Raw genomic sequence first — 12,173 nt, 5'->3', positions numbered from 1 at the left:
CGCAACGGCCCGACATCGGTCGTCAGGCCGCATCCGGCCGGTCGACCGGCATCTGCCACGCTTTCGCGTACTCGTCGACATACTGCTGTCCGGTGCGCGCTCCGATCGTGAGCATCAAGGCATCGGTCGCCGCGCGGACGCCGGCCACCCCATCGTTCCGAAACGGTGTCAGATCGAGCGGCTCGAGGATCTCGACGACGACCCTGCGCCGCCACCACGGGACGGCGCGATCCGGCCGTCGGGTTCCCATGATCGCCACCGGCACGAGGGGGACCTCGGCGTCCAGCGCGACGCGGACGGCCCCCGTCCGCCCGCGGTAGAGACGACCGTCGGGCGAGCGCGTCCCTTCCGGATGAATCCCCCAGACCCCGCCCCGCTCGACGATTCGAGCCGCGGTCTCGAGCGCTGACGAGGCCCTTGCGCCTCCTCGTCGATCGACCGGTATCTGCCCCACGGCGGAGAAGAACCATCGCTGGAGTCGGCCGGTCACTCCTGCGCGATCGAAGTACTCACGCTTCGCGAGAAAGCTGACCTGCCGCCGGACCGCCAGCGTCAGATAGAACGAGTCGAGTACCGCCAGGTGATTGGCCGCCACGACGACCGGCCCGCGTCGGGGAATGTTGTGTCGCCCCACGATTCTCGGACGCCCCCACAGGTAGAGGGCGGGTCCGATCAGCACATGTCGGCACAACCGGTGGAAGCAGCGAATCCAGAGGGGCATAGACAGTGTCTACCCCACGATGGGAGACACTGTCTACGTGACAGGTCAAGATACGAGGTCGGCACTGGTGCGAGCCGGCGTCGAGCTGCTCGAGGAGGGCGACTCGGCAGACATCGGACTGCGGGAGATCGCGCGGCGCGCGGGGGTATCCCACGGGGCGCCGCGCCGGTGGTTCCCCACGCACCGCAGCCTCCTCGCTGCCATCGCAGAGGTGGGGTTGCAGGATCTCTCCACAGCACTGGTCGCCGCGGCCGAACAGCCCGAGAACCGGCTCGCGTCGGTGGCCACCACCTATGTGGATTTCGCGTGTCGCCGTCCGGCGATGTTCACTCTGATCTTCCGTCACGACCTGCTCGCAGGGTCCGGCGCGGAGCTGCGAAACGTGTCCCGCCCACTGTTCCGATGGTTGGTGACGGTGGTCGAGCAGTCCACCGGCGCACGCGACCCCGAGGGCAGCGCAGCCGCGCTGTGGGTCGGAATCCATGGCATCGCTGTGCTCGCGTCCACCGGATCACTCGGACTCGCCACCTCCGGAGTGGACGAGGTCGAACTGATCGAGCGCGTCGTGCGAAACAGTGTGGGTTGAGCCTCAGGCGAGGAAGCTTCCCTACCCGGCCGCGCTTCTGCGTCCGACCACCGCAGTGGTCGTCGAGCAGGACGCGACCGGGTCGGAGTTGCTGTCGACCGCAAGCCGAGCCCTTGGGCGCCAGCGGTTTCCGAGGAACGCAGCAACCAGGTGAACGGCGGCACGAATGTCGAGATCGGTTCAGACGGACTGCGGTTCCTCATCGGTCGGCCAGTTGCGAGTGTCCAGTCCGCCCCGATCCGACCGGGGCAGGCCCCCGCGGAGTCGCGAGGTGCGCACCAACCCGTACGAACCCGCCGCCAGCACCACCGTGATTATCGGTGCGAGCTGGGAGATCACCGGGTACGCGCTTTGCACCGTTGCCGCGATGCCGACGGCGGACGCCAGCAACCATGCCACCGCCCCGCCGCTTATCATCCGGGTGGCCGCTTCCTCGTCGTCCCGGTTGCGGAGAGCGATGTGGACCAGTGCGATAGCCACCCATGCGGTGACCAGAACTCCTTGCCACGCGAGAGCCGTCAGCAGATATCCCAGGACGTCGGTGAGCATGAAGAGGTAGGCGAGGACACCGGCCACCAGCACCCACACCGTTCGCGGCGTGGCTCGTCCGAATGCACGGTCGGCGAGTACCTGCAGGTTGCTCGAGGCGAGGTAGTAGTTGGCCGTGTTGATGCGGGTTTGCGAGACAAGGATCAGCAGGACGCCGGCGATTCCGAGAGACTTGATCACGGCGTCGACGACGCCGGTTTCACTGCTCGCGATGCCCCAGCTGCTCAGCAGGTAGATGCCGATCAGACCGTTCGCGCCGAAGGTGAACAGGTAGAACACCCACCCGAAGGTCACCGTGCCGTGGAACTTTGCGTCGCGCGGCTTACCGAGGCGGGCGTAGTCGAAGGTGTACATCATCATGACCCACACCCCCATGTAGATCAGGAATGAGGTCATCCAGCCCGGGAGGGGGCCGGTCGTCGATACGGAATCGAGCCATCCACTGGGGTATCCCTGCTTGATCGTCGCGCCGACGACGATCGCGACCAAACCGACGACGTAGAAGGGCAGAAGAATGCCGTTGATCTTGTCCAACCAGGTTGCGACCCCGCCGATGACGAGCGGAATCATGTAGACCACGCACACCAGGTACCAGACACGCAGGTCTCCACCGAAGTAGTCCTGGAGCGCTACGGCGACGATGGAGCCTTCGAAGACACCGAAGTAGAGGGCGGTCGCTGCGAACACCAGAGGGGCGAGGATGGATCCGACAGCCCCGAACATCGTGCGGGACAACGATTCGACCGACAGGCCGGTTCGTGCCGCGTACCGGGAGAGCACCTGATTGATGATCCCGTAGGTGAGGATCGACAGAGCCATCCCGATGACGGTGTTCGGCACGCCCACGGCATCGGCGGAGGCGGACGCGACGTAGAGCCAGAACATGGCGCTGAACATGGCCCACCACGCCATTGTCAGCGACCATCGGGACACGCGCCGAGATTCGGGAAGGGCAGATTCGACGGCGGATTCGGTGAGGATCGGAGCCGCAATATCGTGCTTGGACATGGGGTATCTCTCTGCTTGTGAACGAGTACCAGCGAGGTAGAGACGTGTCTCCCGGCGTGTCGGCCGAGGAGAAATGCGGGAGAGAAGACGGGGCGCTATAGGGCGGTGAAATTCGCGTCGAAGGCACTGGACGCCGCCGCGCTTGTGGTGGCGCCTTGGCGAGGTCGAGGACTCGCCAAGGCGCCTGGGTCGAATCAGTTCCAGTGCTGCGCGGCCCGAGTCCGGAGGAGCTCACGGAACTGGGTTGTGGTGGTGGGCAACAGTTCCCCGGTCCCCCAGTCGACGATGACTCCGTAGCGGCGGATGAGGTCGAGCATGTCGAGTTCGCCGTTTCGGTAGCGCTCGGCGATTTCGGCAGGGTCGGTGGTCAGCCAGTCTCGGCGTGACTTCCGAATGCTCTTGCGAAGTTGCCTGGTCTTGCTCTCGTCCACGACGAAATGGTCGATCTCCGGATCGACGGCGTCGATGACGACCCCGTAGTCGAGTGCGGCCCGCTCGACGGAGACGTAGCCGTCGATGACGTCGTCGACCACGTCCGCGGGATCGCGTTCGAGTGGGTCCCCGTAGCCACCACCGCCGGCGGAGGGCCTCTCGAACGAGTCGCCGGACTGGACAGTGACGTTGGAGAAAACCGAGCCGAGGAATTGCTCGTCCGGGGTGCCGCGGTTGAGCCAGACGCCATGCGGAATGGACGGCAGTCCACCCTCGATGCCCCACGTCAGCGATCGGGCACGGTCGCAACAGTACGACATCACCGTGTTGTCGCAGTCGGTGAGCACACCGCCCTTGGACAGCCCACATCCCCCACGATGGGTTCCGGGACCACCGGAGTCCGTGATGATCGAATGTTCACTGGTCAGGACCGGGGTGAGACGTTCCTGCCCTTCGCAGGGCTGCACGGCCAAACCCACACCGAACACTGGGGCCGTGGCAGTGGCGCCGTCCTTGGTGCTGCGGCCACCCCATCCGCCGGCCATCCAGTCGTACCACATGAAGAACGGGCGTTCGGACTCTCGGGCGTCCCGGCCGCCGATGAGGAGGTACTCGAGGTTGAACGAGCACGCGATGGCCCGTTCGGGCACGATCTTCGACCACAACTCGAAGATCGCGTTCATGATCTTCTCGTAGGGGCCGGAGCAGAATCCGGTGACAGCATGGGGCCAACCCGCGTTGACGACGGTTCCCTCAGGCCCCAGCTCGGTCGTAATGGCGTTGTAGAGACCAGAGTTGAGCGGGACGTCCGGGAAGAAGGTCTTCGTTCCTGCCACGATCCCGGAGAAGGCGGTGCCGTACCCGCAGTTGAGGAAGCTGGCCACCGCGGGGGCGCTGCCGCTGAGATCGTAGCTGAGCTGGTCGCCCTCGATGGTCATCGTCACCCGGATAGGAACCAGGCCTTCAGGTTTCGCGGGATCGGAGTCCAGGAAGTCTTCAGTGGCCCAGGTGCCGTCGGGCAGCGACGCGACCCGCTGGCGCACAATGCGTTCCACGTAGTCCTGCACCTGCTGCATGGCTGCGGTCACGGTGCCCCGGCCGTACTTGGCGACCAGACGGTGGAGTTCGCGTTCGCACACTCCGGTGGCTTCCGCCTGCGCGTGCAGATCTCCCATGCTGATCTCGGGTGATCGCGTGTTCGCCACGAGGAGCTTGGCGACGTCGGCGAGGAACCGACCCTCGTGCCACAACCGCACCGGGGTGATGCGCAGACCCTCGGCGAAGTGCTCGGTGGCGGTCACGTCGAACGATCCCGGCACGCTGCCACCGACATCGGCCCAGTGGCCCTTGTTCTGAGCGAACGCGATCAGGACACCGTCGGCGAAGATCGGCCGGATGAAGCTGACGTCGTTGAGGTGCGTGCCGCCACGGTAGGGATCGTTGATGGCGAAAACGTCACCCGGATTGATGTCGTCACCGAATTCCTCGAGGACTGCCTTGCACTGGAAGTGCAGCGTTCCCACGTGGACGGCGATGTCCTGGCTGCCCTGCATGACGGTATTGCCCTCGGCATCACACAGGGCGGAGGAGAAGTCGCGGGAGTAGATGACGAACGAATAGCACGTCCGCAGGATCTGCTCGGACATCAGGTCGACGGAAGTGACGAAGGCGTTCTTCAGCACCTCGAACGTGACGGGGTCGAGCGTGCGGTCGAGCGTCGATGAGGTACTCACTTGGCCTCCTGCGAGATGTTGATGCGGATGTTGGCCCATTCATCGATCACCGCCGTCGTGCTCGGCGGCACCACGGTGGTCGAATCGAGCTGGGAGATGATGGCGGGACCCTCGATCCGGGCGCCGTATCGCAGGCAGTCCCGGTCGAACACCGGGGTGGCGACGCGTTCGCCGAGTTCGTCGAAGAAGACCGAGCGGTGCATGCTCGGCACCGGCGCCTCGGTCGTCTGCACCGTGTGCTGGGGGAACTGCGGCTTCGGCGTGGTGCCGATCGCGCGCAACCCGATCTGATAGATCTCGACGGGTGTGTCGTCGCGGCGGAACGAGTAGTCCCGCTCGTGTTCCTCGTGGAAGCGCTCCACTGCCTCGGCCAGGAATCCTTCGCCGCTGCCGGCCGTGACGGTCAGCGACCGCCACTGTCCGGCGTAACGCATGCTGATGCTGCGGTCGAGCACCATCCGGTCGGCGGGAACTCCCTCGTGCTCGAGACGCTGCAGCCCTTCGCGCTCGAGCCTGACGAACTCTCGCTCCAACTCCGCCGTGTCGACATCGGTGACCAGTCCCTGGAACATCGCGGACAGGTCGTGCCTGATGTCGACGAGCAGGCACCCCTGCGCAGAGGTGATACCGGGATGCGGGGGCACGACGACGGTGGGAATGTTCAGTTCCTTGGCCAGCGCGGCGCCGTGCAGCGCGCCCGCACCACCGCAGACGACGAGAACGAAGTCGCGGGGGTCGTAACCGCGGCGGATCGACAGCAGTCGGACCGCGTCGGCCATGTTGGCGTTGGCGACCTGAATGATGTCGCTGGCCGCGGTGTCGGTGTCGACATCGAGTCGATCGGCGATCGCCCGCCGGATCGCCTTCTCGGCGGCCTCGGCGTCGAGGTTCAGGCCACCGCCGACCAATGCCGACCCCAAGCGTCCCAGGACGAGGTTGGCGTCGGTGTTGGTGGGCTCGGTTCCGCCCCATCCGTAGCAGGCGGGTCCGGGAGCGGCTCCGGCCGAGGTGGGGCCGTTGCGCAGCGAACCTGCCTCGTCGATCCAGGCCAGCGACCCGCCGCCGGCGCCGATGGTCAGCACTTCGATGCTGGGGAACGAGATCGGGAAGCCGTACTCGACCTGCCACTGCTTGGTCGTCCGAACCTCACCGTCGTAGACGAGGGAGATGTCGGTGCTGGTTCCGCCCATGTCCAGGCCGATGGCGTTGGGATATCCACATCGGTTGGCGATGTCGGCGACGGCAATCGCGCCGGCGGCGATGCCGGAAGCGGCGAGCCGGACCGGGTATCGCTCGACCATGGTCGGCGTCATCGATCCGCCGCCGGAGTGCAGGAGCAGCAGATCACCGTCGTAGCCGTCGACGCGGAGCTGCTCCTCGAGCCGGTTGACGTAGCCGCTGACGAGGGGCGCGAGCACCGCGTTGGCCACCGTCGTCGACGCACGGTCGTACTCGAAGATCTCCGGGAGGATCTCGCTCGACGTCGACACGCTCACACCGGGCAGTTCCTCTTCGAGGATCTCCCGCATGCGCTGCTCGTGCGCGCGGTTGACATAGGAGTTCATGAAGCACACGGCAACGGTCTGGATCTGCTTGCGCCGCAGGATGCGCGCGACCTCGCGGGCGCCCGCCTCGTCGAGCGGCGTGATGATCTCGCCCGCGTAGTCGATGCGTTCGGTGACCTCGTACCGATCGCGGCGGCGAATGTAGGGGGTGCCAACGTCCTGGTACGCGTCCCACAGCTCATCTTTGGTGCCATCGCGGATCTCGAGGACGTCACGGAACCCGCGGGTCGTCACGAGCGCCGCAGCAGGGAACTCCCTGGTGATGAGTGCGTTCGTGGCCACCGTCGTGCCGTGGGAGAACAGTGCGACCTCAGCGAGGTCGACGCCGGCACTACGAACACCCTCGACGACGGCCTCCATGGGGTCGTGCGGGGTCGAAGGCACCTTTGCCACGCGGGTGGTCGAGGCACGGGAGTCGAAGATGCAGACGTCGGTGAAGGTTCCACCGACGTCGACGGCGACTCGGAGGTTTCGGTCGGGATTAGGTGTGATCAAGGCCATACTCCTCATTCGGGTGCGGCAAGTATGTGTCCAGCCAGAAGGCCGATCAATTGGAGAAAGTGAAACCATAGGCGAAAACTGTTGGAGTTGTTAACATCCGAGCGTGAGTGGCACCCCTATGGAAGCGGACCATTTCCGCCTGGTCGACCTCCTGCTCGAGCAGGACCTCGGACTGACTCTCGAGAGCGACTGCGACCCGAACGTGCCGCTGGTGAGCGCACACCCGATCGAGATCGAAGCGCCGGCGCGGTGGCTCGAACCGCACACCCTCATGCTCACCACGGGCACCCGTTTCGCCGGGCAGGAGAAGGCCGCCCTCGCTCAGCGCGAACTTGTCCGCGAGCTGGTCGCCGCCGGTGTGTCTGCCCTCGGCTACGGCGTCGGGGTCGTCACCGAGCAGGTGCCGCGCGCCCTCGTCGACGAGGCGAATCGCCATCACTTCGCCGTCATTTCCGTACCAGCGCACGTGCGGTTCATGGACGTGGTCGGCCGAGTCGCGGCCGCTACGCGCACGACCGACTCCATGGTTCTGCGGCGCACGCTGCAGATGCAGAACCATTTACTCGAAGCGATGGCGTCCCCGGCGCCTGAAGCAGACCTCGTCGGACGGTTGGCGGAGCTGCTACGCAGCAGCGTCGTGCTCTACAGCGAAGTCGGAGACGTGGTCGCCTCCGCCGGCGAAGCACCCCTGCACCTGGTCCGCGCTCAGCTACGCGGGCGGACCGGACGTCTTCGATTCCGCGTCGGCCGATGGATGGTCAGCGCCCAGTCCATCTCCCCTGGCGGACACAATTACTGGTTGGCGGTCGCCTCCAGGCGCCACGAAATTCCGGACCCCCTCGCGGCTCCAGCAGTCGAGGTGGCACTGCGACTGCTCAACACCATCGAACGTGCGCGCCACAGGGCCACGACCGAGAACCGGGCGATTCGAGCTGCACTGGTCCGGGCTCTGGTGTCCGGCGAAGTCCCCGATCCCGAGTCCGTCCTCGACAGATTGGAGATGCTGCAGTTCGGTCGACGACCGAAGCTCCGCATGGTCTCCCTCGCCGCACCGAGAACCTACGACGGCGGACGATGGACCTTCCGCTCGGACAGACTGCTCGACGCCGTCGAACAGGATGTCGTCGACCTTGCGCACGATTCACGCCTGCCCCTTCTCCTTGCCCAGGGCGAACAGGAACTGCTCGGCATCGTTCCGGCCGAAAGCAACTCGGTCGATTCGTGGATCCAAAACCTGCGAGAGGGCGTGGTCTGTGGATTCAGCGGGCCGTTCGACGACATCCATACCGGACCGGAGCGGCTACGTGATGCGCAGTGTGCACGCCGGGCCGCGACACGCGTCAAGTCCACGGCCATCCGATTCGAAGATGTCGGGATCAGCGATTGGCTCCTGGCAGGTCGCGATCAAGCAACGACCGCACGCAAGGCCGCCGGCCAATTGACGCCCCTCGTCGAGGACCATCCCGAACTCCTGGAATTCCTGCGTGACTACTTCGCGAACGACCTCGACGTCATGTCCACGGCCAAGCAGTGTGCCTTGCACCCGAACACGGTGCGCTATCGGATCAAGCGAATCGAAGAGGCCCTGCACACGTCATTGCGCTCACCTGCGGCGATCACGGAGATTCATCTGAGCCTCGAGAACCTGAACTCTGCTCCCCGCGATGCCGCACAAGCCCAGCCGGGGTCCCCGATCTTCACTCCCTCCCGTGCCGAATGACGTCCGCATCGGCCGGCTGCGGGCGGCCGAAATACACTGACCGGAAAACTGCGGGAGGGCGAAAGTGGCGATTACTGTTCGCCGGCTGACTCAGATCGGCGACCTTGGCTTGTCACTGGTAGCAGGACTCGACGGCGCTGATCGGGTCATCGATTGGGCACATGCGATCGAGCTCGTCGATCCGACCCCATGGCTGTCCGGAGGCGAACTCGTCATGACCACCGGATTGAAGATCGGTACGAGCGCGGGCGAACAGTACAGCTATGTTTCTTCTCTCGTGCAGGCCGGCGCCGCAGCCCTCGCGTTCGACACGGGCACAACGTTCGAGAGAGTCCCCGACGGCATTCGCACCGCGGGCGACGCACTAGGGCTGCCGATCCTCTCGGTCCCTGCGTCGACCCCTTTCATCGCCATCACCCGCGCCGTGATCGACGAACTGACCGCCGACCAGATCCGTGCCGTGCAGAAGGTAGTCGACCACCAAGAGACCCTCGTCCGGGCGACGCTGCGCGGTGGCATCCCCGCAGTGGTCTCGGCGCTCGGACGTGCGTTGTCTTCGTCGGTGGCCGTGATTGACACCGACCAGCGCATCCTCGCAGTGCAGGGTACGGACTCTGCGCACGCCGTCACCCTCGCCCGCTCGGTGGCAGATGCCGCCGGGTCAGGGGCCGGTCGCCGACGCTCAACCAGCAAGGTCATCGCCGGTGATCACGGAAACTGCACAATTCAGAGCATCTCCGCCGCGCAAGACCTGCATGGATATCTTGCGGTCAATTCACGTGAACCTCTGGCGCCGTCCGAGCGACTACTCGTGGCCCATGCGGTGTCACTGATCTCCATCGAACTCAGCAAGCCGGCCAAGGTCGTCGACGCCGAACACCGATTGCGTGCGGCCGTCACCCAGGCGCTGCTTACGTTGGGAGAGCATGTCGACGTCAGCCTGTTGCGGTTCTTCGGCTTCGAGCCCGAAACACAGGTCGCGGCCGTCATCCTGACCGACCTGGGCCCACTTCTGGCCGCTGAACGCCACACCACGAACATCCTCGGCGCCGACGCCACCCCGTACCTCATGACAGCGACGGAATCTGGGATCGTGGTCATCGTTCCCGCGGAGGCGTCGGCGGAGATCGGTACGCGTCTTCATCAGCAGTTGGGGGCTCAACTGCAGCGATCCATCGGAGGTGGCCTCGGACTTCCCGCGACGGTGTTCGCGGCAGCACGCAGCGTGAAGCAAGCAGCCGTCGCAGCCCGCGCGGGCGGACTGCAGGACAAGAGGTTCGTCGATTTCGCCGAGCTGGGGACATTCTCCCTGCTCCTCGGTTCCCAGAGCACCGAAGAACTGCAGGCCATCTCTCATTCGATGCTCGGCGTGCTCGACGACTACGACAACGCTCACTCGCCCACCAGCGGCCTGGTCGCCACGGTCGCCGCCTTCCTCGAGCACAACGGGCAGACCGAAGTCGCAGCGGCAGCGCTCGGCATTCACCGCCACACGATGCGAAACCGACTGAACAAGGTGGTCGAACTGACCGGCCGGGACCTCGATTCCGCCCACGTGCGTGCCGAATTGTGGATCGCCGTCACCGCCCGGGAGCTGCTCGGGACGCTGGACGACCGGCATTGAGACACGACCCGTCGTGATCGGACGGGTCGCCGAATCGCCCTCCGGATCAACACCTTTCGAGCTGACGTCTACGTTCGACTACGGCGCGTGGTGCCCGTCGCTGCTGCGACGAGCACCACGCGCGGTGACGACCACCGGAGAATGACGTCCGGCCGGCCCCGAACAAGCGGCTATGCGGCGGGCTCGGCCGACAGTGTCGCGGAATTATCCTGTGCCGCTTGGGGTTGCTCCCCGATCGAGCGACGCTTCACCGCATAGGCAATGAGAATCACGCCGAGGGCGATCAGACTCTGCACAAGTTCCGCACGGGTTCCGGCATTGAGCCCCATCCCCACCAAGATCGCCAGGATCGATCCGGTGACCGCGATCGGCAGCCAGGGGAACAGCCACACCCGGAACTTCAGGATCTCCGGGCTCTCCTTCTCCCAACGGCGGCGAAGCCGCAACTCGGACAGACAGATCAGCACGTATGCGAACAAGCAGATCGCCCCGGAGGAATTGACGAGGTACAGGAAGATCGTGTCGGGCCACACATAGGCGGCGGCAATGCAGCAGTAGCCGATGAACGTGCAGGACAAGACGCCCTTGACCGGAACGCCCCTGCCGTTGACACGGGTCATCCATCGCGGAGCATCCCGGTGCGCGGACAACGCGAACAGCATGCGAGACGCGGTGTACAAGCCGGAATTCAGACACGACAGCACGGCAACCAGCACAACCAAGTTCAGGATGTCCGCGGCCCCGGGGATCCGGAGCAGGTCCAGAGCGGCGATGAACGGCGATTCGCCCGGCACCATCGAATCCCACGGCATCATCGTCACCAACAAGAACGTGGACAGGACGAAGAAGGCCAGGATCCGGAACACGACGGTGCTCGTGGCCCGTCGGATGGCCTGCGCAGGCTCGGCCGACTCTGCGGCCGCAATGGTGACCAGTTCGGCACCCGTCATCGAGAAGATGACAGTGACGACTCCGATGAACACCACTCCGAGCCCGTTGGGGAGGAAGCCCCCATGAGCCGTGAGGTTGTGGAAGTCGACGGTGCTACCGGGCCACACACCCAATACGAACAGGGACGCAATCACGATGAAGGCGATGATCACCGCGACTTTGATACCCGCGAACCAATATTCGGCCTCCCCGAAGTTGCTGACCGAGAGGAGATTGACCACGGTCATGATCATGAGGAGGGCGGCGGACATCAGCCACAACGGAACACTGGGGAACCATCGGGCCAGCAGAGTGGCTCCGACGACCGCCTCGATGCCCACGACGACAACCCAGAAGTACCAGTACAGCCAGCCGGTGGTGAACCCAGCCCAGCCACCGAGCGCCATGCGCGCGTACTCGGTGAACGACCCGGTGCAGGGCTTCGCCACGGCCATCTCGCCGAGCATGCGCATCACCAGGAAGACGATCAATCCGCAGATTGCGCAGGTGAGAATCGCGCCAGGCCCGGCCTGGTCGATAACGCCGCTCAGTCCGACGAAGAAGCCGGCGCCGATGACGCCGCCCATGGAGAGCATGGTCAGGTGACGCTTTTTCAATCCCGCTTGGAGAGTGGTGTGGTCGGTCGAAGTCTCGGGCATGCCGCTCCTGTTCGTCGTGTCTCGCTCGACGCTAAATCCCCACTGTGACCCGCGCCATAGCCGAGTCGTACAACATTGGTTCGGAAGACATACACCGCGGCCAGACCTCGATCTGTCCACGCAGGCGTGTAGGCATGGCCCACTT

The 12,173-nt window shown here is 65.1% G+C and carries 8 protein-coding genes; 3 read left to right on the top strand and 5 right to left on the bottom strand.

All coding sequences use genetic code 11. The annotated features are described in order from the left end of the window. Nucleotides 1-22 precede the first annotated feature (22 nt). Complete coding sequence (locus ABTV10_RS09940) at nucleotides 23-721, bottom strand: lysophospholipid acyltransferase family protein (RefSeq protein WP_499034402.1); 699 nt, start codon at nucleotides 719-721, stop codon at nucleotides 23-25. A gap of 37 nt (nucleotides 722-758) precedes the next feature. Between ABTV10_RS09940 and ABTV10_RS09935 the strand changes: the two genes are divergently transcribed. Next, on the top strand, nucleotides 759-1,307 hold the full coding sequence (locus tag ABTV10_RS09935; RefSeq protein ID WP_499034400.1) for a TetR/AcrR family transcriptional regulator: 549 nt from the start codon (nucleotides 759-761) through the stop codon (nucleotides 1,305-1,307). A 180-nt stretch (nucleotides 1,308-1,487) separates the two neighbouring features. Here the strand turns inward: ABTV10_RS09935 and ABTV10_RS09930 are convergent, their stop codons facing one another. From ABTV10_RS09930 to ABTV10_RS09920, 3 genes are all read right to left on the bottom strand, one after another. Then, a complete protein-coding gene (locus ABTV10_RS09930) occupies nucleotides 1,488-2,864 on the bottom strand; it encodes a purine-cytosine permease family protein (protein WP_499034399.1) in 1,377 nt (458 codons plus the stop codon). A 194-nt stretch (nucleotides 2,865-3,058) separates the two neighbouring features. Then, the gene (locus ABTV10_RS09925) at nucleotides 3,059-5,029 is read right to left on the bottom strand and encodes a hydantoinase B/oxoprolinase family protein (protein ID WP_499034398.1); all 1,971 of its coding nucleotides are present in this window, start codon (nucleotides 5,027-5,029) and stop codon (nucleotides 3,059-3,061) included. Then, a complete protein-coding gene (locus ABTV10_RS09920; RefSeq protein ID WP_499034395.1) occupies nucleotides 5,026-7,089 on the bottom strand; it encodes a hydantoinase/oxoprolinase family protein in 2,064 nt (687 codons plus the stop codon). Before ABTV10_RS09920 ends, ABTV10_RS09925 begins: the two co-directional genes overlap by 4 nt. 109 nt (nucleotides 7,090-7,198) lie before the next feature. Between ABTV10_RS09920 and ABTV10_RS09915 the strand changes: the two genes are divergently transcribed. Both ABTV10_RS09915 and ABTV10_RS09910 read left to right on the top strand, forming a co-directional pair. Beyond that, nucleotides 7,199-8,815, top strand: a complete 1,617-nt coding sequence (locus tag ABTV10_RS09915) for a PucR family transcriptional regulator (protein ID WP_499034394.1) — start codon at nucleotides 7,199-7,201, stop codon at nucleotides 8,813-8,815. 64 nt (nucleotides 8,816-8,879) lie between these two features. Beyond that, entirely contained in the window at nucleotides 8,880-10,439 is a 1,560-nt protein-coding gene (locus ABTV10_RS09910; RefSeq protein ID WP_499034393.1) for a PucR family transcriptional regulator, read from the top strand. A gap of 170 nt (nucleotides 10,440-10,609) precedes the next feature. On the opposite strand, the gene ABTV10_RS09905 is transcribed toward ABTV10_RS09910, so the two are convergent. Further along, nucleotides 10,610-12,028, bottom strand: a complete 1,419-nt coding sequence (locus ABTV10_RS09905; protein ID WP_499034391.1) for an amino acid permease — start codon at nucleotides 12,026-12,028, stop codon at nucleotides 10,610-10,612. Nucleotides 12,029-12,173 lie beyond the last annotated feature (145 nt).

The organism is Paraburkholderia sp. RHO2 (assembly GCF_050955445.1).
GTDB lineage: Bacteria > Actinomycetota > Actinomycetes > Mycobacteriales > Mycobacteriaceae > Prescottella > Prescottella agglutinans_A.
The sequence above is the reverse complement of the archived record's forward strand: the minus strand, read 5'-3'. Positions and strand labels throughout refer to the sequence as shown.